The 25,898-nt window shown below is 46.4% G+C and carries 27 protein-coding genes and 1 pseudogene; 18 read left to right on the top strand and 10 right to left on the bottom strand.

Translation table 11 applies throughout. From position 1 onward, the window contains the following. Positions 1 to 20: 20 nt before the first annotated feature. Positions 21 to 437: a DUF1641 domain-containing protein gene (locus OVA33_RS18540; RefSeq protein ID WP_003154908.1), complete on the bottom strand. Its 417-nt coding sequence runs from the start codon at positions 435 to 437 to the stop codon at positions 21 to 23. 386 nt (positions 438 to 823) lie between these two features. Then, on the bottom strand, positions 824 to 1,321 hold the full coding sequence (locus OVA33_RS18545; protein WP_025649628.1) for a cupin domain-containing protein: 498 nt from the start codon (positions 1,319 to 1,321) through the stop codon (positions 824 to 826). 129 nt (positions 1,322 to 1,450) lie between these two features. Between OVA33_RS18545 and OVA33_RS18550 the strand changes: the two genes are divergently transcribed. Genes OVA33_RS18550 through OVA33_RS18560 form a run of 3 tightly spaced genes read left to right on the top strand, consistent with a single transcriptional unit; the run spans position 1,451 to position 3,961 of the window. Next, entirely contained in the window at positions 1,451 to 2,434 is a 984-nt protein-coding gene (locus tag OVA33_RS18550; protein WP_025649627.1) for a DMT family transporter, read from the top strand. A gap of 26 nt (positions 2,435 to 2,460) precedes the next feature. After that, positions 2,461 to 3,198: an ABC transporter ATP-binding protein gene (locus OVA33_RS18555; protein WP_025649626.1), complete on the top strand. Its 738-nt coding sequence runs from the start codon at positions 2,461 to 2,463 to the stop codon at positions 3,196 to 3,198. 1 nt (position 3,199) lies between these two features. Then, positions 3,200 to 3,961 (top strand): ABC transporter permease, encoded by a 762-nt coding sequence (locus tag OVA33_RS18560; RefSeq protein WP_025649625.1) that lies wholly within the window; start codon positions 3,200 to 3,202, stop codon positions 3,959 to 3,961. Between the two features lie 25 nt (positions 3,962 to 3,986). On the opposite strand, the gene OVA33_RS18565 is transcribed toward OVA33_RS18560, so the two are convergent. Next, a complete protein-coding gene (locus OVA33_RS18565) occupies positions 3,987 to 4,805 on the bottom strand; it encodes a uroporphyrinogen-III synthase (RefSeq protein ID WP_025649624.1) in 819 nt (272 codons plus the stop codon). 175 nt (positions 4,806 to 4,980) lie between these two features. Here OVA33_RS18565 and OVA33_RS18570 point away from each other — a divergent pair, with 175 nt between their 5' ends. After that, positions 4,981 to 5,166 carry a DUF8096 family protein gene (locus OVA33_RS18570; RefSeq protein WP_003154919.1) on the top strand — a complete coding sequence of 62 codons (186 nt, stop codon included), beginning with the start codon at positions 4,981 to 4,983 and terminating at the stop codon, positions 5,164 to 5,166. Between the two features lie 42 nt (positions 5,167 to 5,208). Here OVA33_RS18570 and OVA33_RS18575 read toward each other — a convergent pair whose 3' ends face one another. The 4 genes from OVA33_RS18575 to fdhF all read right to left on the bottom strand — a co-directional run bounded on the left by OVA33_RS18575 (position 5,209) and on the right by fdhF (position 11,310). Continuing rightward, entirely contained in the window at positions 5,209 to 6,393 is a 1,185-nt protein-coding gene (locus OVA33_RS18575; RefSeq protein ID WP_128974061.1) for a macrolide family glycosyltransferase, read from the bottom strand. Beyond that, positions 6,390 to 7,610, bottom strand: a complete 1,221-nt coding sequence (locus tag OVA33_RS18580) for a cytochrome P450 (RefSeq protein ID WP_128974060.1) — start codon at positions 7,608 to 7,610, stop codon at positions 6,390 to 6,392. The genes OVA33_RS18575 and OVA33_RS18580 overlap by 4 nt, the downstream gene beginning before the upstream one ends. A gap of 207 nt (positions 7,611 to 7,817) precedes the next feature. Then, positions 7,818 to 8,360 (bottom strand): helical membrane plugin domain-containing protein, encoded by a 543-nt coding sequence (locus OVA33_RS18585; protein WP_012117344.1) that lies wholly within the window; start codon positions 8,358 to 8,360, stop codon positions 7,818 to 7,820. Further along, entirely contained in the window at positions 8,353 to 11,310 is a 2,958-nt protein-coding gene (fdhF, locus tag OVA33_RS18590; protein ID WP_128974059.1) for a formate dehydrogenase subunit alpha, read from the bottom strand. Before fdhF ends, OVA33_RS18585 begins: the two co-directional genes overlap by 8 nt. A gap of 124 nt (positions 11,311 to 11,434) precedes the next feature. Between fdhF and OVA33_RS18595 the strand changes: the two genes are divergently transcribed. The 4 genes from OVA33_RS18595 (at position 11,435) to OVA33_RS20725 (ending at position 13,017) form a co-directional block, all read left to right on the top strand. After that, a complete protein-coding gene (locus OVA33_RS18595) occupies positions 11,435 to 12,004 on the top strand; it encodes a YjgB family protein (RefSeq protein WP_025649621.1) in 570 nt (189 codons plus the stop codon). Between the two features lie 98 nt (positions 12,005 to 12,102). Further along, positions 12,103 to 12,534 carry a ribosomal maturation YjgA family protein gene (locus OVA33_RS18600; RefSeq protein WP_025649620.1) on the top strand — a complete coding sequence of 144 codons (432 nt, stop codon included), beginning with the start codon at positions 12,103 to 12,105 and terminating at the stop codon, positions 12,532 to 12,534. Positions 12,535 to 12,547: 13 nt separating this feature from the next. Further along, entirely contained in the window at positions 12,548 to 12,721 is a 174-nt protein-coding gene (locus OVA33_RS18605; protein ID WP_012117340.1) for a YjfB family protein, read from the top strand. A 113-nt stretch (positions 12,722 to 12,834) separates the two neighbouring features. After that, on the top strand, positions 12,835 to 13,017 hold the full coding sequence (locus OVA33_RS20725) for a hypothetical protein (protein WP_071543315.1): 183 nt from the start codon (positions 12,835 to 12,837) through the stop codon (positions 13,015 to 13,017). A 283-nt stretch (positions 13,018 to 13,300) separates the two neighbouring features. Here the strand turns inward: OVA33_RS20725 and OVA33_RS20730 are convergent. Then, a pseudogene (locus OVA33_RS20730) lies at positions 13,301 to 13,697 on the bottom strand (MgtC/SapB family protein); the annotation flags it as partial. 362 nt (positions 13,698 to 14,059) lie between these two features. Between OVA33_RS20730 and OVA33_RS18615 the strand changes: the two are divergent. Together OVA33_RS18615 and OVA33_RS18620 are read left to right on the top strand one after the other, a co-directional pair. Further along, the gene (locus OVA33_RS18615; RefSeq protein ID WP_063636830.1) at positions 14,060 to 14,485 is read left to right on the top strand and encodes a MarR family winged helix-turn-helix transcriptional regulator; all 426 of its coding nucleotides are present in this window, start codon (positions 14,060 to 14,062) and stop codon (positions 14,483 to 14,485) included. Further along, positions 14,469 to 14,816 (top strand): DUF3147 family protein, encoded by a 348-nt coding sequence (locus OVA33_RS18620; RefSeq protein WP_015388376.1) that lies wholly within the window; start codon positions 14,469 to 14,471, stop codon positions 14,814 to 14,816. Before OVA33_RS18615 ends, OVA33_RS18620 begins: the two co-directional genes overlap by 17 nt. Before the next feature lie 189 nt (positions 14,817 to 15,005). On the opposite strand, the gene OVA33_RS18625 is transcribed toward OVA33_RS18620, so the two are convergent. Together OVA33_RS18625 and OVA33_RS18630 are read right to left on the bottom strand one after the other, a co-directional pair. Then, positions 15,006 to 15,689 (bottom strand): HAD family hydrolase, encoded by a 684-nt coding sequence (locus OVA33_RS18625; protein WP_063636831.1) that lies wholly within the window; start codon positions 15,687 to 15,689, stop codon positions 15,006 to 15,008. Positions 15,690 to 15,707: 18 nt separating this feature from the next. Beyond that, complete coding sequence (locus OVA33_RS18630; RefSeq protein WP_063636832.1) at positions 15,708 to 16,469, bottom strand: DeoR/GlpR family DNA-binding transcription regulator; 762 nt, start codon at positions 16,467 to 16,469, stop codon at positions 15,708 to 15,710. A gap of 252 nt (positions 16,470 to 16,721) precedes the next feature. Here OVA33_RS18630 and lacG point away from each other — a divergent pair, with 252 nt between their 5' ends. From lacG to OVA33_RS18670, 8 genes are all read left to right on the top strand, one after another. Next, a complete protein-coding gene (gene lacG, locus OVA33_RS18635) occupies positions 16,722 to 18,122 on the top strand; it encodes a 6-phospho-beta-galactosidase (protein ID WP_063636833.1) in 1,401 nt (466 codons plus the stop codon). A 62-nt stretch (positions 18,123 to 18,184) separates the two neighbouring features. After that, positions 18,185 to 18,499: a PTS sugar transporter subunit IIA gene (locus tag OVA33_RS18640; protein WP_063636834.1), complete on the top strand. Its 315-nt coding sequence runs from the start codon at positions 18,185 to 18,187 to the stop codon at positions 18,497 to 18,499. A gap of 11 nt (positions 18,500 to 18,510) precedes the next feature. Then, positions 18,511 to 20,217 (top strand): PTS lactose transporter subunit IIBC, encoded by a 1,707-nt coding sequence (locus OVA33_RS18645; protein WP_071181712.1) that lies wholly within the window; start codon positions 18,511 to 18,513, stop codon positions 20,215 to 20,217. A 15-nt stretch (positions 20,218 to 20,232) separates the two neighbouring features. Continuing rightward, positions 20,233 to 21,402 (top strand): galactokinase, encoded by a 1,170-nt coding sequence (locus OVA33_RS18650; protein WP_071181711.1) that lies wholly within the window; start codon positions 20,233 to 20,235, stop codon positions 21,400 to 21,402. A gap of 3 nt (positions 21,403 to 21,405) precedes the next feature. Then, positions 21,406 to 22,398 (top strand): UDP-glucose 4-epimerase GalE, encoded by a 993-nt coding sequence (gene galE, locus OVA33_RS18655; RefSeq protein ID WP_063636837.1) that lies wholly within the window; start codon positions 21,406 to 21,408, stop codon positions 22,396 to 22,398. A gap of 1 nt (position 22,399) precedes the next feature. After that, positions 22,400 to 23,899 carry a UDP-glucose--hexose-1-phosphate uridylyltransferase gene (gene galT, locus OVA33_RS18660; RefSeq protein ID WP_128974198.1) on the top strand — a complete coding sequence of 500 codons (1,500 nt, stop codon included), beginning with the start codon at positions 22,400 to 22,402 and terminating at the stop codon, positions 23,897 to 23,899. A 51-nt stretch (positions 23,900 to 23,950) separates the two neighbouring features. Continuing rightward, complete coding sequence (locus OVA33_RS18665; RefSeq protein ID WP_017417565.1) at positions 23,951 to 25,063, top strand: glycoside hydrolase family 53 protein; 1,113 nt, start codon at positions 23,951 to 23,953, stop codon at positions 25,061 to 25,063. A 285-nt stretch (positions 25,064 to 25,348) separates the two neighbouring features. Then, a complete protein-coding gene (locus OVA33_RS18670) occupies positions 25,349 to 25,822 on the top strand; it encodes a MarR family transcriptional regulator (protein ID WP_017417564.1) in 474 nt (157 codons plus the stop codon). Positions 25,823 to 25,898: the final 76 nt, after the last annotated feature.

Below are 25,898 nucleotides of genomic sequence, written 5' to 3' on the forward strand. Positions count from 1 at the left end.
ATATCAATTTGAATCTGAGATTATTTTTGTTTTTCGTTCATGATTTCAAGATAGCTGTTAGCAAAACGGAACAGCTTTTGAGCTTGAGGATCTTTCAGCATGCGCAGTAGGCCGAAAAGTCCGATCGTTTCATTGCTTGCATCCGCGCGGTCTTTTGCTTCGATCGCAGTAGCCGCAACTTCTTTCGCTGTTTCTTTCACCGGCTCAAGAATTTCTGTAAGCGCACCCACTGTATCGCTCTTCAATACTTCGTCTGTCGCTACAGACTGTGCAAAATCATAAGACTTCGTTAAAATATTTACTAACTCAGTCAGTTTTGGAAGCTGATCCACTAAAACAGTCAGTGATTCTTGAACTTCAGGTTTTAGCAGCTGATCAATAAGATCGCGTTGGCCTTGGCTGACAGATGCATTTGTTTGATCGATTGTTTCTGGCATATCCGATTCTCCTTTACTATAAGCAGTATGCTGATTTTTTTGGAAAGGGTAGCCTTTCCCCCTTCATGCAGAAAAGCATGAAAAAGCAAGATTGTGAATTCATGCACAATCATTTACAAAAATAAATGTTTACTACCCAGTTTTTCACTTTGCCATATCCAGTATTATTTTTATATCAACAAAAACAATTGAATAAGTCAAAATTTCTTTTTCCTCTCTGAAAATAGCAAACATAAAAAACCCCAATTTGATTTACTCTTATATAATAACACTTTTTGAACAAAATTTGAACGTGAATTGTTTCGTTTATGAAATTATTTATATGGCGGGGGTGTAATAACGTTTCTTTTAGGCTATTTTTTTACAGACCATCCGCTTTTCCCCTGTCATTTTTCCCACAATTTTAAAAGCGGGCCCGATTTTCCCGTAAAGGGGTCGCATTCCGGGAGCGGGACACGGCTGATTTCTTCTGAAGTTCTATCATTTTTCTCCGTTTTTGTATCGTACTGCCGGCCGCCCGGATAAGCCCCGATCACGGTAAAATCAGAACTGCCCGACAGTTTTTTATGTCCGGTGCCGGCCGGAATGACCGCTGCGTCTCCCATTTGAAGAACCGCGTCCACTCCTTGTTCCCCGCCGAACCTCAAAACCGCGTTTCCTTTTACCGCGACAAGAACTTCGTGCGTGGTGCTGTGAAAATGGTGATACGGAAATACTCCGCCCGTCCAGCTGTTCGACCAATCGTGCCGGCGGAGGACGGACTCTGCTTTCTGTACTGTTTCTTCATTAAATACCGCTTTATAAATAACAAGCGGAAGATTCGGGTTATTCGGAATGCGGCCGTCATCTTCGAAATAAAGCACTTGAATATCCTCTTTCTGCACTGTTTTCACCTCCGTATATGTCTGTTTCCCATTCATCATTTGTTAAAACGCTATTTTTTCATATTCCATTGCGAAGCCTGCCGGTGAATAGTATAGTATAAAAAAATATGTGTCAAAATGAGGGATTTAATGAAAGCCATCGTGATCGGAATATTGGCATCTCTGTTTTTTGCAGTCACCTTTATTTTAAACAGGGCGATGGAGCTTTCCGGCGGAAGCTGGATGTGGAGCTCTTCCCTGCGTTTTCTTTTTATGGTTCCGTTTTTATTTTTGATCGTTTATGCGAAAGGAAAATGGGCGCCGCTCTGGCATGAAATCCGGAAAAAACCGTTTTTTTGGCTGAAGTGGAGTTTTACCGGGTTCGTGCTGTTTTATGCCCCGATTACGTTTGCGGCGGCATATGGGCCGGGCTGGCTGATCGCCGGCACGTGGCAGATTACAATTGTCGCGGGTGTGCTTCTGTCGCCGTTTTTCTACGAAACAAAACATTCACCGGCAGGCCCGGTTTCTGTCAGACAAAAGATCCCGCTGATTTCGCTGGTTACTTCCGTCATCATCCTGATCGGAGCCGGTCTGATTCAGCTTCAGCATGCGGGTTCTCTGTCCGGCCGCACGATACTATTCAGCGTTGTGCCGGTCGTCATCGCCGCTTTTGCCTATCCGCTCGGCAACCGCAAAATGCTGGAACAATACGGCGGAAAACTCGATACGTTTCAGCGGGTGCTCGGCATGACGCTCGCAAGCCTTCCGTTTTGGCTTTTGATCGCCGCTTTCGGCTGGCATAGAGACGGGCTTCCCTCAATGGGACAGACATTCCAATCCTTTATCGTCGCACTCAGTTCTGGCGTTATCGCAACAGTATTATTTTTCCGCGCCACCGATATGGTGAGGAATGAGCCGCAGAAGCTCGCTGCTGTTGAGGCGACGCAGTCCGGAGAGGTTCTTTTTGCACTGATCGGCGAAATCGTCTTTTTATCCGCGGCGTTTCCGTCACTTCTTTCATTTGCCGGACTGTTCATTATTATTGCGGGAATGGTCATGCATACATTCGCTTCCCGGCAGACAGACCAGAAAACGGCTGAGCAAACGTCAGCCAATCTCACCGGTTCCTGATTTTTTTACGAAAGGTGTCATCCTGTATGAAAGAAGAAACTCCGGCAATATCTTTTCTGTCAGCCGGCAAACGCTTTGAACAAAACCATACGTCCTTTGATGTCCTAAGCCGTGTAACCGGACATATTCAAAAAGGTTCTATCACGGCGTTGATAGGGCCTTCCGGCGCGGGAAAAAGCACATTGCTGTCACTTTGCAATCTGATGAATACACCTGATGAAGGGGAAGTGCTTGTATTCGGAAAAGAAATAAGACACTGGGACATCAGAGAGCTCAGAAAAACCGCGGGCCTTGCATTTCAATCAGCTCCCGTCATGGACGGCACGGTGCGGGACAACCTTCTGCTCGCAGAAAAACTCCACGGGGCACAGCACTATACGCCTGAAGAGCTCGCAGATTTTACAGATCTTCCGCGCGAGCTTCTGGATCGAAATGCAAAAGAATTATCCGGAGGTCAGCGGCAGAAGCTCTCATTAGGGCGAACTCTCGCCGGACTGCCGTCCATCCTGCTGCTGGATGAAATCACATCGGCGCTGGACCCGTCATCCGTTCTCACCATTGAGAAACTGATTACGAAACTCCATCGGCAAAAACAGCTGACGATCCTGTGGATCACCCATAACCTTGAACAAGCGGAACGATTATCCGATACAGTATGGTTTATGGCTGAGGGACGGCTTTTAGAGACCGCGGAAACGAAAACGTTCTTTAAGGAACCGAAACACGAAAAGGCCCGGGCGCTTTTACAAGGGAGCGGGTGCTGATATGAATGATCTTTCTCTGTTATTGACAAGTATATTTGTCATTATCGCTTTATTCCTGTCTAAATCTTTTAAAGCCGACGTCGAAAAGGATATGATCGTCGCAACCGTCAGGGCCGTCATTCAGCTTCTCATTATCGGCTATGTGCTGTCGCTGATTTTTCGCGGTGATCACCCGGTGTTTATCATACTAATGGTGCTTCTCATGCTCACGGCCGCTTCGCACAATGTCGCCAAACGGAAAAAAATGCGGATCGGCTCATTTTGGCGCGTTTTTCTGACACTGGCGATCGTGGAAGTTGTGACGCAGGGACTTTTACTGACCCTGCATATCATTCCGTTCACTTCAAGATATGTCATTCCGATAAGCGGCATGGTCATCGGAAACTCCATGGTCCTCTCAAGCCTGTTTTTAAACAAGCTCAGTTCGGAAGCGGATCTGCGGAAAGAAGAAATCCAGCTGATTCTCTCTCTCGGAGGAACGCCTAAGCAGGCCGTCCGGCAGATATTGACGTCCAGTATGAAGCTCAGTATGATCCCGACGCTTGAAAGCCAGAAAACATTGGGTCTCGTTCAGCTTCCCGGCATGATGACGGGGCAGATTTTAGCGGGGGCTGATCCGATACAGGCGGTGCGCTTTCAGCTGCTGATCGTTTTTACAACGATGACCTCCGCTCTTCTTACATGTATCATACTCAGCGCCTTGACATATCCTTCCCTTTTCACGGAACACTGGCAATTAAAAAAATTCAGCAGGGAAGCGTAGGCTTTTTTCCCTGCTGAATGATGGTTTATGACAAGGTCAGAGATTCATAGTAACGGGATAATTCAATAATCATCGCTCCCATCCGCTCAATATCTGGAGCAAGGACCCTCTTTACCCCTTCATCCCGGATCGCTTCAGCCGTCACTTTGCCGACTGCGGCGGCAAGCACTTGTGTTTCGAATGCCTGCTGCAATTCTTTTGTGAACCCTTTTTCTTTTGCATAATCAAAGAGAGAGCGCACTTGAATGGCTGTCGTAAAACATACGGCATCGACCTCTCCGTTTAACAGCTCTCCCAGCAGTTTATCGACCGTCTCCCTTTCAGGCGGAATATGCTGATACGGCAGAACAGGGAAAACCTCCGCTCCGTTTTTCTCAAGGAACTCCGTTAAGACCGGCGCTTTTTCGCCATGAAGCTGTATCATGACTTTTTTATCTTTAAAGTCAAATCGTTCCAAGGAGCGGATCAGCCCTCTTGTTGTACCGTCTTCATCTGAGGCATGCGGCGTGATGCCGAGCTTTTTTAAGGCCGCATATGTTTTATAGCCTCTGCAGCCGATTTTCGCTTCATGAACGGCCGCTAAAAATTCTTCTTTCAGACTGATTTTTTCCGATACCGACAATAACGTTTCCGTACCGATGCCTGTGGTGAATATCACCCAGTCGGCTTTTTGCCCGGCAAATGTTCTTACGTCGGGTTCAATTTGATCCTCCGCCAGGTATACGGTTCCTTGGAGGGAACGGACGACTGCCGTTCCGCCCTGCTTTTCTATTAATTTTGTGATCTCTTCTGTTTTCCGCGAACCGCCGATGGCAATCCGTTTCCCGTTCAATCCTTTTCCCATCGCTGTTTTCTTCTTCCCTTCAGATGCCGGGCGCCCTATGGCAGGCCGTCATTTATTTCTATTATTGTTACGCAATCAGCCGGGAAAATCAAGCTATGCTCCCGTTGAATCCCCCGTGCAGTTGCTGTATCATTAACCGGGCAGAACGATTTGATTCGCGGAGGGACTTTCAATCATGGAAACAAAAAAAGAGTTCGAGACAAAAGGATACGATACTTCGGTCATTTACGAGTTCAATGAATATCCTGATGTTCACAGCGGCCGATGTGACAATTGCGACTACACGCTGTTTAAAAGTTCAGTGAAGGGCGGAAAATTTTTGAGGGAATGCCGGAGATGCGGCATGAAGAAAAACATATAACAAAACAGGCAGCCGTCTTCCGGTGCGCTGCCTGTTTCTCAATCAATTTTCGACGGCCGCCGTTTTCAAAAATTCTTCAATGGCGTAAACAGCCTGTTTGGGGCCGCCGGTTTCTTCTATTTTCTGCTGCATGCTTTTCACGCGGCTGAGGATGTTCTTATCGCCGTATACGTTCTGAACGTCTTTTTGCAAACGGGCCACAGTGACTTCTTTCGGCGGCAGATGCACGCCAAGCCCCAATTCATCCACACGCTTTGCGGTGACCTCTTGTTCGTGCATTTGCGGAACGACAACGAGCGGGACACCCGCATTCATCGCCTCCATTGTACTGTTCATCCCGCCGTGAGATACGAACAGCTTTGCTTTCTCCAGCACATCAAGCTGAGGAACGTGCTGGCGGATGATAAAGTGATCGGGGACATCCGAAAAACTTTCCGGATCAATTGTTGTGCCGACTGACATAATAACCCGCCAGTCCGAGTCCCGAAACGCGTCAATACACATCTGGTAAAATTCAGGCCAGGCGTTAAACGCCGTTCCCAGTGAGATGAGCATAAGCGGACGGTCATCGGCTGCATCAATTTCCAGACTTCCCGTATTTGTGCGTTCTCCAAGAGACGGACCCACAAAACAGAATCGTTCATCAAAGGTTTCCTGTTTCGGCTGAAAGGCCCTTGGCATAAAGACAATATTCAGTTTTTCAGGCATAAAAAATTCTTCCATTGTCATCCGTTTCAATTGTTCATTTTCAATCTGCTCCTGATATTCTTCTATCGCCTGTTTGGCCGCTTCCAGTGTTTCTTCGTCTCTTCCTAATTGAAAATACTCATTCATTGCATAGCTCGGGCAGAACTTTACGGCCGGGATGCCGCCATTATCTGCAAACAATTTTCCGGCAAGAGCTAAAAAATCAAACAGGACGATGTCAGGAAGGTCGTCTTTGTACAGCTCTTCCAACTGCGGAAGCACTTCAACCGCTTCTTCCAGAAACATCACAAACGCGTCATTTTTATTTACCCGTTCTTTTATCGTCTCCGGGTCCGCCTTTATGCTTGTGCGGTATAAAACGGGAATGGCGCCCGTTTTGGCAACGGAAGCTTCAAATTCCTCAGTCGTAGCGAATGTCACTTTATACCCGCGATTGACAAGTTCCTCGGCTACAGGCAGCGTGGGATTGACATGACCGTGAGCGGCCACATTAATTATGGCGATGTGTGTTTTTCTCATCTTTTTTCTTCTCCCTCATTTTCGTTTATCTCCGCTTCTAAAGACTCCAGCCCGTACATGACACTGTTTCGGATCGGCTCAATCCCGACAGGCTCAAGGTGTGAAAAGGTTTTTACAATTCCTTTCAGCGCGGCTTCCGCTTCAAGTCTGGCAAGCGGAGCGCCTAAGCAGAAGTGTACGCCGAATCCGAAGGAAAGGTGCGGATTCGATTGGCGATGAATATCAAATACGCCCGCCTTCTCAAATTTGTTTTCATCACGGTTGGCAGATGCAATGTAGCAGAGAACGATCTCCCCGCTTTTCAAGCGGCGTCCGCGCAATTCAGTGTCGTGCCGGACCGTCCTTCTGACAAACGGAGCGGGAGCGCGAAAACGCAGCGTTTCTTCCACCGTTTTCGCGATGAGAGATGGGTCCTGTCTCAGCTCTTCATAAAGGCCGGGCGTTTCTAATATGCTGTAAACCGCATTTGAAATGAGATTAGTCGTTGTTTCATTTCCCGCCACTAAAAGCAGGTTGCAAAACGGGATCAGATCTTCTGCCGTGAGCTTCTCTCCCTCTTCTTCCTCTTTTATCAAAATAGAAATAATGTCTTGGCCGGGCTTTTTTCGTTTGCTTTCTATTATTTCCGCAAAAAACGCCGCCAGCTCCGCCTCACATTGGTCACGTTCCTGCTGATTTTTCTCCGCCGCTTCAGGACTCGCATCTTTCGGCATGCTGACGAGAATGTCCGACCATTTTTTAAACTGATCCATACGTTCGGACGGAACGCCTAATAATTCTGAAATCACCATGACCGGCAAAGGGTAAGAGAGATCTTTAACGATATCAATCCGCCCTTTGTTCTTTGCCTGTTTTAGGAGATGATCGGTAATGTCTTTAATTCGCGGCTCCCATCCCTTCAAGACGCGGGGAGTGAAAGCGCGATTGACGGCAGATCTGATTTGGGTATGCTTCGGCGGGTCCATATTCAGCATGGACTTTGCAATCGAGCTTTTCACATCAGTCATGAGGCTTGAGAACGTCTCTTTATCACTGATGACTTTTTTGACATCATCGTATAAAAACACACTCCAAACCTGCGTTTCTTCATCAAAGTGTATAGGGCTTTCCTGTCTCATTTTTTCGTACCAAGGAAAAGGGTTGTATACGTCCAGGCCGTTTTTTCCTTTTATCAGGGTTCTTTGGATGGCTTGTCTCGTGCTCCTCAGCTTACTCATGTTTCATCACTCCTGATTGTTTCATATTTGAATAGTTGACGTACCTTGAATTTTATCCTAGCACATATTTTCAATTTTTTTCTATTCATAACCTGAACTATTAACATAACACAACAAAAGTCATAAATCCGGAGGTGAAATTTCTCCCAAGAAAACAGCAGAAGCGCACAAAAAACCCGAGCCTTCGGCCAGGCTCGGGAGATATGTTCACTCATTCGTCTGCGGTTTCTGGTGCTGCTTTTGGTCTTCAGGAGGCTGCGTATTTCTTTCCATATCGTCCGTATCAGCGCCCATGCCTTTCAGGAAAGAAAACAGCAGAGTGACGGCCTTGTTGATTTCCGGGTCTTTTAAAGCGCGGACGATATCAAAATACCCCGTCTTCCTGCCGCTGTCTTTTTCCTCGACGGCCTTTGTGACGCCCGCATTGATTTTAACGATAAACGGCTCAAGCTGTTTTACATCGAGCATGCCGAGAACGCCGCTTAACAGCAGGAGATTTTTCAGCATATTGGCCGTTTCCGGAGTATTCGCCTTCTTCACCAGGATATCCATCACTTTGTCTCCCTGGCCGAAGAGCCCGCGCAGAAGCGCCAAAACGCCGCGCTCGTTCATGTGCTGAAGAATGTGCAGAGATTCCAAAATCGCGTCTTTATTTCGTAAAAGAGCCGTCTCGATCTCTTCTAAGTCCTTTTTTCGTTTGTCTTCTTCTGTGACGGTCTGTTTTCGGATGCCGCTGATTGCTTTAGCCATTTTGCTGTTTCCCCCTTTTTACGGCGTCTCCCGGAAATACATAATCTTTACGCGCCCATTTCCGCTCAACCCGGACACCGATCTGCGGCTGCGGGTTTCCATAACGGAAATTGATTTTCGGAAGCGGATTAACTCCTTCTTTTTTCAAAATCTCCATCTTCGCTGATGTTTCTTTATAAGCCGGTGTATCGGTATCCTTATCCGCATAGCTGCTTGTCAAAAGGTTAATGGCAGCGTCTTTTGAATCGTTCATCGGGAGATAGACTTGTTTGCCTTTTACCCTGTCTGTGATGACGCATTTGACTTTCACATTTCCGTACGGTGATGTCAGACGGACAAGCGTTCCGTCTTCAAGCCCTCTTTCTTCGGCGAGTTCGGGCGAGACCTCAAGGAACACACTCGGTGTTTTTTCGGATATTCCTTTTGATCGGTAAGTCAGATTTCCTTCGTGAAAATGCTCGAGCAGCCGCCCGTTATTCACATGGATATCATATTCTTCACCAAATTCTTTCGGCTCGGTCCACTGAACGGGATATAAAATCGCTTTGCCGTCTGAAAACGGGAACTTATCCGTAAATAAAAGCGGTGAATCGGTTCCGTCCGCTGCAACCGGCCATTGCAGTGAATTGTAGCCTTCGAGACGTTCGTAAGTGACGCCTGCGTAGAGCGGCGAAAGCATTGCCGCTTCTTCCATAATGTCTGCCGGATGTTCATAGTGCCAATCAGCGCCCAGACGGTTGGCGATGTCCGTAATAATCTGCCAATCAGGCTTTGAATCGCCCAGCGGTTCAAACACTTCGTAAAGGCGCTGCACCCTCCGTTCCGTATTCGTAAACGTCCCTTCTTTTTCAAGGCTCGGGCTTGCCGGAAGCACGACATCGGCGAACTCGGCCGTACGCGAAAGAAAGATATCCTGCACAACGAAGAAATCAAGCTTTTCAAATGCGGCATGAACATGGTTGATATTGGAGTCGACAAGCCCCATTTCTTCTCCTTTTAAGTACATGGACTTCAGTTTTCCTGAGTGGATGCCTTCGATCATTTCATGATTTGTCATTCCGATTTCTTTCGGCAGGTCTGTTCCCCAACCCTGTTCATACTTTTTGCGGGCTTTTTCATCCGTTACTTTTTCATAGCCGGGGAAGCTGTCAGGCATACTGCCGAAATCACTGGCTCCCTGCACGTTATTATGGCCCCGAAGCGGATATGAGCCTGCGCCGGGCTTGCCGTAATTTCCGGTCACAAGAAGCATGTTGGAAATGGCCGTGCTCGTATCACTTCCTCCGATATGCTGGGTGACCCCCATCGCCCACAGTGCGCATACACTTTTGGCTTCATGAATCATCCGGGCCACTTTGATTAAGGTATCCTTGTCCACACCGGTATGTTTCTCCGCATATTCCATCGTATAAGGTTCAAGGCTTTTCACGAATTCATCTAATCCGTTCACTCTCTCCTTCAGAAATGCAGTATCCGCCAAATCGTGATCAAGCAGATATTTCGATACGGCATTCAGCCAGACAATATCTGATCCGGCACGCGGCTGGAAAAACACGTCGGAGCGCTCGGCCATTTCATGTTTTCGCAAGTCAGCGACGACGAGCTTCTGTCCGTGCAGCTTATGAGAACGTTTAATGCGTGTGGACAAGACGGGGTGAGACTCAGATGTATTTGAACCGATAATCAGCACGAGCTCAGCTTTTTCTATATCTGTAATTGATCCTGAATCGCCGCCGTATCCGACCGTTCTGAACAATCCGGCCGTGGCGGGAGACTGGCAGTAGCGTGAGCAGTTGTCGACATTATTTGTGCCAATGACAGCTCTTGCAAGCTTCTGCATCACGTATGATTCTTCATTCGTGCATTTGGAAGATGTGATAAAGGCAAGTGCATCCGGGCCGAAATGTTCTTTTATATCGGTAAATTTATCAGCGATCAGCTGCAGCGCTTCATCCCATTCCGCCTCCCGAAACGAGTCTCCTTCCCGGATAAGCGGTTTGGTAAGGCGCTTTTCACTATTGACGAAATCCCAGCCGAATTTCCCTTTCACACACGTCGAAATGCCATTTGCGGGCGCCTCGGCCTGAGGCTCAACCTTTAAAATGTCTCTTCCTTTCGTCCATATATCAAAACTGCAGCCGACACCGCAGTAAGTGCATACGGTTTTCGTTTTTTTGATTCTTTCATCCCGCATGGCCGATTCCATGTCCGATATGGCCAAAATCGATCCGTACCCGGTTTCGACCCCTTTTGTGATGTCAATCATCGGCCGAAGCGTCTCTTGGTTAATGCCTGTTAAATACCCCGCTTCGCCTTCCATGCCTTTTTCCATCATGGCATTGCACGGACATACCGTCGAGCAATGTCCGCAGGAAACACATGATGATTCATTGATCGGCACATCCTGATCCCAAATGACCCGCGGGCGTTTCCGCTCCCAATCAATGCTTAACGTTTCGGTTACCTGTACGTCCTGACAGGCTTCGACGCAGCGTCCGCACAAAATGCACTGGTCGGGATCATATCGGTAAAACGGATTTGATTCATCTTTAGGATACGGTTTTTGATCGAACGGAATGCTTTGATGATTGATTTTCATTTCCTTTACGGTATTATGTACTTCGCAGCTCCCATTGTTGTAATCACAGACCGTGCAGTACAATTCATGGTTGTGCAAAATGTTGTCCATGCCGATAATCTGCGCTTTTTTCACATCGGACGAAAGCGTATCGATGACATCTCCGTCCTTTATTTGCGCGGAACACGAACGCATCAGTTCCCCGTTAACATTGACGATACAGGTATCGCACGTTTCAATCGGCCCGAGACTCGGGTGATAACACACGTGCGGCACGTCAATTGAACTATTGTTCAAAAGCTGCAAAACGGTTTGGCCGTCCGGCGCTTCCATTTCAACCCCATTGATTGTAACTTTCTTTGTATCAGCCATTTTCTTTTCCCCTTTCTGTCCCCCTCTATACATCCTCTATGATTCCCAACCGGCCTTTCACTAAAACATCTCGTTTATCTCAGGAAACATACGGGTATGAGCGGTAAAAAGGAGGCGTTCACATATGTTGAAGAAAAAAACACTCGCCACGGGATTATCGGCAGTGATGCTCACGGGATGCGCTTTCGGAGCAGAAGCATTTTCGGATACACAGCCCGTCCATGCCGCAGCCGCTTCAAAAACGGAAAACCAGCGTGCACAAGAACTGGTGAACAGCCTTTACCAATCGGCATTTAAAGGGGAAATGCCGCAAAATGTGAAAGGCCTGAAAATCAACCAAAGCACAAGACAGGACGTTTACAATAAAATCGGCGAGCCGGAACAAAAAGCAGACAGCCGCAATCCATTTGATTTATACAGCTGGAACATGGGAAACCCCGGCTACGGATTTTCCTATCATAAAAACGGAAAAATCTCGGAAATACGCTATTTCGGAACGGGGGTCGAGCGGCGCTTAAACCTCGGCAGCGTCACACCTGACGTCTTAAGCAAACAAATCGGCAGCGCTGACAAAATCCTGACAGTGCCAAAAACGGGCGAAACAGATTACGTCTACCATACGGGGCAGTATGAGCTCCGCTTCGTCATCGGCAGTGATCAAAAAGCAGATCATGTCAACCTAAAAGCCAGATAACGCAAAAAAAGCGGCCTTCCGGGCCGTTTTTTTCATAGACAGCTTCTCCGTCGTTCCTTACAATACATGGGAGTACAAAAAAAGGGGAACAGTGTGAAGTGAATAGACATCCATTGACATACGGAATATGTACCGTTTTTATCATCGCCCTCGGTTTGCTGTCCAGAACCGCATACATCACCGCCCTATTGCCCGGCATCATAAACGCTTATTTAGGAGATGCCCTGTGGGCGGCCATGATTTTTACAGGATTCGGGCTTTTGTTTCGGCACATCCGGACGGAAACAGCCGCAATTTTGAGCCTCTCGTTTTGCTTTCTGATTGAATGCAGCCAGCTGTATCACGCGCCGTGGATTGACGCGATCAGAAGCAGCACGCTCGGCGGGCTGATCCTCGGCTGGCAATTTGTCTGGAGTGACATTTTCGCCTATACCCTCGGGGTATGCGCTGCCGCACTTTTAGAATGGGCCGTAAAAAGAAACCGCCAGCCCTCTTCAAAATCGGAGCACGCCGCCGATATGAAGGGATAAGGAGGTGGAAGCTATGGATATCCCTGCGTTATCAATCGCAATGCATCAGGCATCTCTGGCGCAGAATGTAAATATCGCTTTAACAAAAACGGTCATGCAGCATGCACAGGCTGCGGCGGAAGAAACAGTGAAAATGCTGCCGTCCCAGCACCCGACTGCCGGCCATTCAATTGATGTGAAAGTGTAAAAAAAGATGCCGGATGATAACCGGCGTCTTTTTTTTGCCCGTTGTACATACACCGTACCGGGCATACAGGAATAAGGTAAACGGAACCAACATTTGAAAAGGAGGTTTTCCTCTTGTACGATCCTTTCGATCATGAATACACAGCCGAGAGCCACGAACGGGTGCCATATCATTATCCGCGGCCGCCTTATTATTACCCCAGACCATATCCATACTATCCGCGGCCGCCTTATTATTACCCCAGACCATACCCATACTATCCGCGGCCGTATATCCCGTTCTATCCTTGGTATTAATGTTTGAAAAGAAATGACTGCAGACAGGAGGCTTCCCCTGTCTGCTATTCAACTTTGACCGACAGGATATACGGGAGGGCTTGAACTTTCTCCATTACCGCTGCTTTCCCGCTTTTGCTTTTCACCCTTCCCTTCACTTCAAGCACCGCCTTATTCAATTCATAGGACGTAATCAGAATTCCTTTTTCCTCAAGAGAAGTTAAAATATCATGCATGACGGCTTTCTCTTCAATCCTGAAACTGACAGACAAAGAATGCGCCGCCGGTTTAAACAGAAAATTTAACAGTTCAAGCCCGATTAACGCCAAAATCGTGCCGCTGATGCCGATGACATACATACCTGCCCCGATCGTCAGCCCGATCCCCGACGTAGCCCAAATCCCTGCTGCCGTCGTAAGCCCCCGCACGACATGCCGCTGCAAAATAATCGTGCCGGCTCCTAAAAATCCGACACCGCTGACGACCTGCGCCGCCACCCGGCTCGGATCAAAGGACGTATGGCTGTTGGATAACAAATCAAAAAAGCCGTATTTGGAAACGATCATCATCAAGGCGCTGCCGACGGCCACTAAAAAATGCGTCCTCAAACCGGCTTCCTTCGCCCTGAATTCTCTCTCCAATCCAATAAGAGCCCCAAGCAGACCCGCAACCGCCAGACGAATCACAAAATCAAGTTCCATCCGTCTCTCTCCTTTCCTTATCTTCTTACCCGCTTTTTATCCCCCGTATCTTTTTCAATCAGCACAGGACTGCCCTGCTGAAAAAAACTGCATTTGAATATATACTTTGGTTCTTTATCATATTGTCAGTGCTCTTATTTATATGCGGAAGGTATTAAGCTGCCGTTTCTTAAAATAAGGAAAATGACTTATTGAGAGTATATTAAATAAGTTTATTCGTTGAAGCTGCGGCCGCTTGTCTCTTCCAATCTTCTAAAAACAGAACGAATGCCGCTCCCTCATGCTCAAAAATTGCTTTCAATCCGCGAAAATATATCGTAATATAAGATATAATCTTAATAAACGATAAAAGGTGGCTTATGATGTCTAACGAAATTATACGATTAAATGACCTCTGGACAGATATTTACTATCGGCTCCGTTATCAGCACCATGAAAAAATCACTCACCAAGGTGTACGGATTCTGCAAGTCATTCAAAAAGAGAAGGCAGTCGGAATAAAAGACATTGCCGGAGCGATTCAAGTATCGCATAATACCGCTTCGGAACATATAAAGCGGTTACTGAAGAAAAAGTATGTTTATAAAACCAGAAGTGTTGAAGATGAGAGGAAAGTCATTTTAAAACTTACCAGTTTGGGGGCGGATGTCCTTTACCGGCATTCCGGTCTTGATGAAGAAAAGCTTAAACAGCTTCTTTTTGACAACATGAATAATGAAGAACGAACACTTGTCTTAAAAGCATTCAGTTTGATGAAGGAGCGTGCTGAAGATGTTTACGATCGTTAAAATCATTGTCTCCGCTGCTATTATTGGGGTTATCACTGAAATATCAAGAAGAAGCCCGAGTTATGGAGGTATTATAGCGGCTTTACCAATTGTCAGTATGCTGAGCATGATTTGGCTGTACATCCAAGGCGAAACGAAGGAGACATTAAGTCATTTTGCATTCAGCGTGGCTTCCGGCATCCCCTCTACAGTCATTATGCTGGTCATTATCGGCATCGCCCTTCGCCATTCACTGTCTTTCATTGCCGCATCAGGGCTTGGACTTACAGGATGGCTGGTTTTCTTGTATGCTCAGGATTTTATCGTGAAACATATAAACAGTCAGCAATAGGCACCTTGGCGCTTCTTTGGAAGAAATACGAGGAATTAAAAAGACAGGGATATCCCTGTCTTAAAAGTGACTCCGAATAAAAAGCGAAACTCCTTTCTTCACGAGAAGCGCCAAACACAAAAACATCCCGTGTTGCGAACGGAGTCTGCAGCCTGTACAGCCATACCCGCATGAAAACCGGCTGATCTCTCAAACAGAATGTCCGGCAATCACCTCAAAAAACGAGGTGAAATCTGTCAGTATCCCGTCACCCGCCAGCTGTTTTTCTTCAAATAGCGCGCGGTTTTTTCCGAGCGGGTCAATGGCCATAATCTTGCCCGCACCTGCTTTTTTTGCCGCTGTGAGCCCTGAAAAGGCATCTTCAATGACTAAGCATTCTTCAGGTTTGAGGCCTAATTTTTCCGATGCGATGAGAAAAATATCCGGCGCCGGTTTTCCGGGGAAGCTCCCGTCATCAAACGTGACTTTGTCAAAATCAAACCACTGATCCAAATGAAAGACGTCAAAGTAAAACTCGACATTTTCCTTTACCGTAGCCGTGGCGATGGTCATCGGTATTTCCGATTTTTTCAGATGGTTCAATACGCCGGTCAGTCCCTTCGTCAGCTTTAACTCGTCTTTGTTTTCAAGGCATAATTCTCTGTAGTAGGCTTCTTTTTCAAAAGACAGCTTCTTGATTTCTTCATTTGTTAAATCGCCGGAAATAAAATACGTCAGGATTTCACTGTTTGTTCTCCCGTGAATGTTAACGAAAATGTCTTCATCAGAAATGGTTTTCGGCCCGTATTTTTTCACCATGAAAAACCATGCTTTTTCGTGCAGATGCGAATCTTGAAACATCGTGCCGTTGAAATCAAAAATAACCCCTTTCATCGAACCGCCCGCCTTTTTTTATTTTTTTGCGATTTTGACATCTACATATTGCTCGTAATGAATTTGAACATCTTTCATGACTTTATCATCCGTAATCAGATAGTCCATATCGTGCAAGTTATAGAACACGTAAAAATCTTCCCGGTTGAATTTTTTATTATCCGCCAGCAAAAATTTCGTCCGCGAATTATTCAGCGCGATTTGGTGAGCTTCCCCTTCTTCAATGCTGTAAGAAGAAATCTCATCATTATGTATGCCGTTGGCGCTGATGAAAGCCTTCGTAAAATTGAATTTCTGCAGATTGCCGTTCACGATGGGGCCGACGAAGGCACCGGTATTTTTTCGGAAGTCGCCTCCAATCAGGATGGTATCCGCAGTGTCACCATGTTTTAAAATATCAAATACGGGATAGTTGTTTGTGATAATCCTGATTCGCTTATGCAGCAGGTGTTTGGCTAAAAGTTCAATCGTCGTGCCGGGCCCTAAAAAAACGGTATCGCCGTCATTTACATAGGAAGCTGCGAGTTCCGCGATCTTCTCCTTCTCCTCCATTTGAACACCCAGTTTTTCATTATGCGATAATTCGTGATCAATGGAATAAGATATGCTCTGTGCGCCTCCGTGAATACGTACGATTTTTCCGGCCTTATCCAGCTCGTCCAGATCTCTTCTCACTGTCATATCAGAAACTTCCAGTTCATCGATAATATCACTCACCGTAATAAACCCCCGCGAGTTTACAATATCGATGATTTTTAAAAGCCGCTCTTTTTTTAACATGTTCAATCATCCCCTCAACTTTACACACAATCTAACATACTGCGGCAATCCGGTCAACAAAAACAAACACTAACAAACAACATAATTAACATATAAAACAACGACAAACTTACATAACCCCTATAAATACAGATGTTATTTCTTTATGAAGCTATTGACAACAAAAATGTATGCGTTTACTATTAAACAAAAGATAACAATTACAAACATTAACAAACTCCAATTCACACATTGGCGAAGGAGGATTCAGTAATGCTCAAATTACCTCATGACTTTATTTTCGGCGGAGCGACTGCGGCATATCAAGCGGAAGGCGCCACAAAAGAAGGCGGCAAAGGGCCTGTGGCCTGGGATGAATTTCTTGAAAAACAGGGAAGATTCAGCCCTGATCCGGCAAGTGATTTTTACCGCCAGTTTCCGGAAGATATTAAACTATGTGAAAAATTCGGAATAAACGGCATCCGCCTTTCTATAGCCTGGACGAGAATTTTTCCTGACGGCACGGGCAAAATCAATCAGGAAGGTGTTGATTACTATCATCGTATTTTCTCAGAGTGCCATAAACGCAGCGTCACCCCTTTTGTCACGCTGCATCATTTCGATACACCGAAAGGATTATTTGATCAGGGAGATTTCCTCAACCGCGCTGCAATAGAAGCGTTCGTCAGCTATGCGGAGTTTTGCTTTAAAGAATTCAGCGAAATCAGATATTGGAGCACGTTTAACGAAATTTATCCCACAGCCACCAACCAGTATTTACTCGGGGTTTTCCCGCCATCTGTTAAAAGTGATATCACAAAAGTCATTCAATGCCTCCATCACATGATGGTAGCGCATGCGATGACCGTCAATCTTTTTAAAGACGGCGGTTATCCGGGAGAAATCGGGGTCGTCCACTCATTGGAAACAAAATATCCCGCCAGCGGCACAGAAGAAGACCGCCACGCCTGTTTTCTGGATGACGCGTTATCAGTGAGATTCCTCCTCGATGCCACCTACCTTGGCTATTATTCTGAGGAAACCATGCGTGCTCTGGATGAAATCTGTGAGGCAAACGGCGCTTCATACGAGTTTTCAGACAGTGACTTTGACGTGATGAAAAAAGCCTCGACGCGCAATGATTATCTCGGCATCAATCATTATCAATGCCATTTCGTCAAAGCGTACGACGGAGAAACCGTTATTCACCATAACGGAACGGGCGATAAGGGCACTTCGGTCTATAAAGTAAAAGGAATCGGCGAACGAATTTACAAAGAAGGCCTGAAGCGGACCGATTGGGACTGGCTCATCTATCCTGAAGGCATGTATGACATGCTGATGCGCATCAAACGGGACTATCCGCAATATAACAAAATTTACATTACCGAAAACGGCATGGGCTATAAAGATGAGTTTGAAGACGGCATCATTATGGATAAGGCAAGAATCGACTATTTAAAAGTATATTTAGAAGCCGTCAGTAAAGCGATTACCGACGGAGTCAATGTAAAGGGGTACTTCTTATGGTCCTTAATGGATTTATTTTCATGGACCAACGGCTACAACAAACGTTACGGTCTTTTTTACGTCGACTTCGACACCCAAAAACGGTATCCGAAAGAATCGGCCTACTGGTACAAACTTGTAAGTGAAACAAAAACAATCATTTAACGATCATACATGGTGAAAAGAGTATCTTTTCATCATGTGTGCCATCTTTAGGAGGTTTTTTCATGACAAAGGAAGAATTGCAGATGCTCGGTTTTGAAATCGTCGCCTATGCCGGCGACGCCAGAAGCACTTTATTGAAAGTCCTGAAAGAAGTCCGTGGCGGAAACTTCGAAAACACGGAAGCAGCATTGAAAAGCGCCGATGAAAATTTAACCCTCGCCCACAATGCGCAAACGAAAATGTTAGCTGAAGAAGCTGACGGCAAGGACATGGAATTAGGGTTTATTTTCGTTCACGGTCAGGACCACTTGATGACAACCCTTTTGCTCCGTGATCTTATTCAGGATTTTATAGAACTCTACCGAAGCCGCCGATAAGGAGTGGAAAAATGAACGGTATCATCAAGCAAATCGAAAAGGGAAAACCGTTTTTCGAAAAAATCTCAAGAAACATTTATTTAGGCGCGATCCGCGACGGCTTCTTAACTGCCATGCCTGTTATTTTATTCGCCAGCATTTTCATCCTCACCGCCGCTGTGCCGGAAGTGTTGGATTTCACTTGGCCTAAAAGTGTTTCTGAATGGCTTTGGAAAGTTTATAACTATTCAATGGGCGCCCTCGGTCTGATCGTTGCGGCAACAAGTGCGAAATGCCTGAGTGAATCAATGAACCGAAAAATGCCGAAAAACAAAGGGATCAACCCCGTTTCAGCGATGCTTGCTTCAGTCGTCGGGTTTCTCATTTTAAGCGTCACTCAAATCGACGGCGGGTTCTCCACGGAATATCTCGGCACAAAAGGTCTTTTAGCCGCTTTTGTATCCGCTTTCATAACGGTGAACGTTTACAGATTCTGCGTGCTGAAAAATATTACGATTAAAATGCCTAAAGAAGTGCCGGGTACCATTTCACAAACATTTAAAGATGTTTTTCCGTTCGCTTTTTCCGTTTTGGCCATGGTGATCGTTGATTTATTGATCAGGAATACGCTGAACGTATCTTTTGCAGAGGCTCTCTCCTCTCTCTTATCGCCGTTTTTTACCGCCGCAGACGGTTATCTTGGGATTTGTGTCATTTGGGGAATGATGGCGCTGTTCTGGTTTGTCGGCGTTCACGGACCATCTATTGTGGAGCCGGCCATCGCAGCTATTATTTACGCAAATGTGGAGGCAAACCTTCAGCTTCATAATGCCGGCGAGCAAGCGTCCAACGTGCTGACCGTCGGACTCGGGAACTTCGTCGGCACAATGGGAGGGACCGGCGCAACCCTTGTTGTTCCGTTTATCTTTCTTCTTTTCGCGAAATCCAAGCAATTGAAAGCAGTCGGAAAAGCATCCGCGGTTCCGGTGTCTTTCGCAGTAAACGAACCTCTTCTCTTTGCTGCGCCGATCATTTTAAATCCTTATTTTTTCATTCCGTTTGTTGTAACGCCGATGGTGAATGTCTGTCTGTTTAAATTTTTTGTGGATGTCATCGGAATGAACAGTTTTATGTATGTTCTTCCGTGGGCCACTCCGGCGCCCGCCGGCTTGATTCTCGGAACCGGCATGGGGCTCTCGGCTTTTGTGCTGACGGCTGTATTAATCATTGTCGATTTCCTGATATACCTGCCATTCTGCAAAGCTTATGACAAAGTATTAGCGGCGAAAGAAGCCCAACACACCGAGCCTGAAAGCGCGCCGCAAAAAGCCTGGGAGAGACAGCCCGCCATGGCCGGCGCCTCAGAAGACGCGTCCTCCGTCATCAGCACAAATCTTCAGGAATCCTCATCCGCCTTGGAACACAGCACCAATGTGTTAGTGCTGTGCGCCGGAGCGGGAACGAGCGCCATGCTTGCGAACGCACTGACAGAAGGAGCCGAAGAATACAACGTGCCGATTACCGCCTCAGCAGGCGCCTACGGTTCCCATTACGACATCATGAAAGACTTCGATATGATCATTTTGGCTCCGCAAGTCGGCTCTTATTACGATGACATTAAAGAAGATGCGGATCGCCTGCAAGTGAAACTCATCGCAACGAAAGGAGCGGAATATATCAGCCTCACCAGAAATTCACAAAAAGCCATTCAGTTCATACTGGAGCATACCTCAAAATAGAATCGGGGGTTTATCATGGATGCAAAACTTTTGAAATTAAGATTCGAAGACGTTTTCAAGAGAAGTAACGGAGAACTGTTTTTCGCACCCGGCCGGATCAACCTGATCGGGGAACATACGGATTATATAGGCGGCCACGTTCTCCCCTGCGCGATTACGATCGGAACATATGCCGTATGCGCAAAACGCGGAGATCATCAGATCCGGTTATACTCAGAAAACTTTCCTGACAGCGGCATTGTCTGCCTTGATCTTTCCGCCACAGCATACAAAAAAGAAGACGGCTGGGCCAATTATCCGAAGGGGATGATCCATTACCTTCTTAAAGCCGGCGGCCAAATAGACAGCGGAATGGATATTCTTTTTCACGGTACGATTCCAAACGGAGCCGGTTTAAGCTCCTCCGCTTCTATTGAAATGTTAACCGGTTCCATTTTAAGGAAGTTATTCAGTCTGGATGTTTCCGATACTGAACTGGCGCTTATCGGAAAAAGAGTCGAAAATGAATTTATCGGCGTGAATTCAGGCATTATGGATCAATTCGCAGTGCAAAAAGGCAAAAAGAACATGGCTATTCTGTTAAACTGCGATAAGCTTGAGCACGAAATGATTCCGGCTGCTTTTAACGGATATAAAATCGTCATTATGAATACGAACAAGCGCCGGGAGCTGGCGGCTTCAAAATATAATGAACGCCGCAGCGAATGTGACGAGGCTCTCTCGGAACTGCGGCAATATCGGAATATCGCATCACTTGCGGAATTGACGGCAGAAGAATTCAACGAACTCGAATCCCTTCTCTCCTGTGAAACTTTGCGTAAAAGAGCCCGGCACGCGGTCAATGAAAACGAGCGAACCCTCTCAGCCGCGGAAGCTCTCAAATCGAATGATTTGAAAACGTTCGGCGAGCTGATGAATGCGTCCCACCGTTCGTTACGCGATGATTATGAAGTGACCGGTGACGAATTAGACGCGCTCGCTGAAGCAGCCTGGAAAGAAGGAGCACTCGGAGCGCGGATGACGGGCGCGGGGTTCGGCGGCTGCGCCATAGCCATTGTAGAAAGTGAAGAAACCGCCGGCTTTATCCGGGCCGTTTCATCTCACTACCGCAGCAGGACAGGTCTTGAGGCTTCTTTCTACATCGCGGATATAAGCGATGGCGCGGCTGAATGGAGGGAAAACTAAATCATGGCGATTCTCGTTCTCGGCGGAGCCGGCTATATCGGTTCTCATGCGGTTGATCAATTATTAAACAAAGGATTTAAAACGATAGCTGTGGATCATCTGCAGACAGGCCACCGGAAAGCTGTTCATGAAAAAGCAGTTTTTTACTATGGAGATATCCGTGACAAACCGTTTCTTCGCTCTGTGTTTGCGAAGGAGATCGTAACAGGCGTTCTCCATTTTGCCGCTCAATCCCTTGTCGGCGAATCAATGAAAGACCCTCTTTCATATTTCAATAATAATGTGTACGGTACACAAATTACGCTGGAGGTCATGCAGGAATTCGGGGTGAAACACATTGTGTTTTCTTCATCCGCCGCTGTATACGGCGAACCTGAAAAAGTGCCCATCACAGAAGACATGCCGGAAAAGCCGGAAAGCGCATACGGCGAATCAAAACTCATGGCAGAAAAAATGCTGAAGTGGTGTGAAACCGCCTGCGGCATAAAATATGTCTCGCTTCGGTATTTTAACGTTGCCGGCGCGAAAACGGACGGTTCCATCGGAGAAGATCATCATCCGGAAACCCACCTTATCCCTATCCTTTTACAAACCGCGCTCGGTCAGCGCGAGGAGGTTTTTATATTCGGCACTGACTATGATACAAAAGACGGCACGTGCATCCGCGATTATGTCCATGTTTCCGATTTAATCGATGCCCATATTCTCGCTCTGGAATATTTGCAAAACGGCGGAGACAGCGGCATTTTCAATTTAGGATCAAGCAGCGGGTTTTCCGTATCAGAAATGGCGGAAGCGGCCCGGCAAGTGACCGAAAGAGACATAAAAGTAAGAGCGGCCGCAAGAAGACCCGGTGATCCAAGCACCCTCATCGCTTCCAGCGATAAAGCGCGGAACATTCTGGGCTGGAATCCGAAACAAACGGACATATCGGAAATCATTGCGTCAGCATGGAATTGGCATCGGCATCATCCAAACGGATACAAGGACAAATGAAATGGAGGCGGCGGTCATTGACGTTTTTGAATCAGTGGCAGGGTTTCTGAAAGAAAGCACTGTCTTAGGCGACATTAATGAAACAGATGTGATTTACACAAGAAACAGACTTCTCGATCTGCTCGGACTGACGGATTATGCAGAACCGAAACATATCAAGAAACAAAACAGGCTTCACTATGTGGACGAAATGGTGAAAGACGCGGTAAAACGGTCAATCATAAACGATACGCCGGCTGAAAGAGACATGCTGGGAAGCAGAATCATGGACGTGATCACACCGGCCCCTTCTCTGATCAATGCCGCATTCAGCGAATTATTATCAGATTGCCCGAAAAAAGCAACAGATTATTTTTATAGATTGAGCCAAAACAACGACTATATTAAGACGCGGGCCATCCGAAAAAATATCGTGTACCGCTCACCAACACCTTTTGGAGAATTGGACATCACCATTAATTTATCAAAGCCCGAAAAAGACCCTAAAGACATCGCCGCGGTAAAAAACAGTCCGGAAAACCGGTATCCGACATGCCTGCTCTGTATGGAAAACGAGGGGTATGCCGGAACACCGCATCACCCCGCCCGTTCAAACCACCGCATCATCAGGCTTGACTTAGCGGGAGAACAGTGGGGTTTTCAATACTCTCCTTATGCGTATTACAGCGAGCATGCCATCTTTCTTTCAAGCGTGCACAAGCCGATGAAAATCAGCTGCGACAGCTTCAGAAGGCTTCTGGCCATTACGGAAATTTTCCCGCATTATTTCGCGGGATCAAACGCAGACTTGCCGATCGTAGGGGGTTCCATTCTTTCACACGATCATTATCAAGGCGGCGCCCATGAGTTTCCGATGGCAAAAGCGGGTTCCCTCTACCCTTTTCATATGCGTCATTTTCCAGACGTTCAGGCCGAAGCCGTGAAGTGGCCGGTATCAGTGATCCGCCTTCGCGCAAAAGATCCGGATTTGCTGACAGATGCCGCTGCGTATGTTTTTGAAAAGTGGCGGGGATATTCAGACGAAACCGCCAGCATCATCGCGAAGACGAATGAACCCCATAATACCGTCACCCCGATTGCCAGACGCAGGGGAACGGATTTCGAAATCGATCTCGCTCTCAGAAACAACCGCACCTCCGAAGATTATCCGGATGGCATTTTTCACCCGCATCAAGATGTCCATCACATCAAAAAAGAAAATATCGGTCTGATTGAAGTGATGGGGCTCGCCGTTTTACCTCCCCGCCTGAAAGATGAGCTGGCAGAAGTGAAAAAGTATTTACTGAATGAACCTCATGACATCAAAGACATTCATCTTCCGTGGGCTGAAAACATCAAAGCGGATGAAGACGTGACACCGGAAAATGCAGCCGCTGTTTTACAAAAAGAAACCGCGAATGTATTTTTACGCGCGCTGACCGATGCAGGCGTTTTTAAAATGACATCCGAAGGAATTCAGGCGTTTCAGCGTTTCACGACGTTATTGGAGAATGGCAGCTGAAACATTCAGAGTGAAATCAATCAACAATCTTTTTTATCAGGAGGTATTGTGATGTTCAAAAACCGATTGAAACGTGTATTTGTAAACGCAATCTGTCTTTCTCTCATTTTCACCGCTTTTACATTCTTTGAGAAGTCTCCTAAAGCAAAAGCGGATGCCCCGTTTGCCTATGGCGCTGATATAGGATGGCTGAAACAAATGGAGGATGAAGGTGTGCGCTGGCTGGATGACGGCGGAAAACAGAAAGATGCCTTGCAGATTCTTAAAGATCACGGAATAAATGCCGTGAGACTGAGAGTGTTTGTGAATCCGCCAAGCAGCTATTATTGGCTGAAAGACGGCACAACATGGACCATGCTCGGCTATAGTGACAAAGCGGGCGTACTTGCGGCGGCCAAAAGGGCAAAAGCGTTAGGAATGAAGGTAATGGTTGACTTCCATTACAGTGATGTGTTCGCTGATCCCGGCCACCAGATCAAGCCGAACCAATGGACCGGCTATTCAAGCAGCCAGCTGCAGGCAGCCGTGTATAACCATACGTACGATGTCATGAAAGAACTTAAAAATCACGGCATCTCCCCTGATTGGGTGCAAGTAGGGAATGAAATGAATTCAGGAATTTTACTGCCCGACGGCAGCACGAACGATTTCAGCAAATTGACCGCCTTACTGAACAAAGGCTATGACGCCGTGAAATCCGTCAGCCCGGCCACCAAGGTCATCAGCCATTTGGCACACGGCACGGACAACAGCCTATTCAGATGGTGGTTTGATCAATTCTTTAAAAACGGAGGAAAAACCGACATCATCGGCGTTTCATTCTATCCCTATTGGGAAGGTAAGCCGTACTGGGAGCTCACCGGCCAATTATCATCTAATTTGAATGACATCGCCTCACGCTACAACAAGGAAGTCATGGTGGTTGAACTGGGCGGAGATGAAAATAATCCGAAAGATTCCTACTGGACCATAAAAGACACCATAAAACTGGTGAAAGCGGTTCCGAACGGCAAAGGAACCGGCGTATTTTACTGGGAGCCCGAGGCTCACTCCAGCGTTCTGTCAGACGCGTATCCATTAGGCGCAACCGCCAAAGTGTCTAAAAACGTCTTGAAATACACAACCGCAATTGACGCTTTTTATGACGCCGCAACAGGAAAATGATTGATGCGAATCTCAAGCAGGCTCATTGCGCAGCCTGCTTTTTTATAAGGCTGTAGAGTTAGCCTGTTATGAAACTGAGAAAGTAACGAATACGGAAAGAAAAATACCCGAAAACCCACGTTTCGGTTAAAAAACCGCTTTTTAAATAGAATACTTCTTCTGTTCCCCCTCCTTCTTATTTCTGCGCACTATCTCTCAGTTCCTAAATAATAACTTTACGATTGTTGAAAAAGAAACAAAAATTTTATAATATTGTGTAAGCACCACCGAGCAGGAGGACGGGCCATGGACAAAAAAGAACAGCTCCTCACGGATTTCAGGGACTTTTTTAACAAGATGGTGTGGCTGAATAGGCTGAAGATGGAAGAAAGCCTTAAGGGGCATAAACCTTCTGAAGTGCATTGCATCGAATTCATCGAAAAAATTGAAGACGCCAATGTGACAAAACTTGCGGAGTCTCTTTATATGACAAGAGGCGCCATAAGTAAATTAACGAAGAAGCTTATCAATAAAGGCCTTATCGAAAGCTATCAGAAGCCGCTTAACAAGAAAGAAATCTATTTCAGGCTTACCGAGCAAGGAAAAGTCATTTATAAAATTCACGAGGAATTGCACAAAGAGTTTCAAGAACGCGACAAAATCGTGTTTGAACAAGTAACCGATGAACAATTTGACACGATGCTGAACTTCGTGGAAACATACAGCAGGCATTTGGATTCAGAAATAAAGAAACTTGGTGCAGACATCAAATCGGAATAAAACCATAGGCAGCCCCGCTCCATGAAAACGGGCTGCCTTTTTATATCTCTCTTATTGTTGACAAAGAAACAAAATC

Origin of the sequence: Bacillus sp. KICET-1 (genome assembly GCF_027721405.1) — a bacterium.
Lineage (GTDB): Bacteria > Bacillota > Bacilli > Bacillales > Bacillaceae > Bacillus > Bacillus velezensis.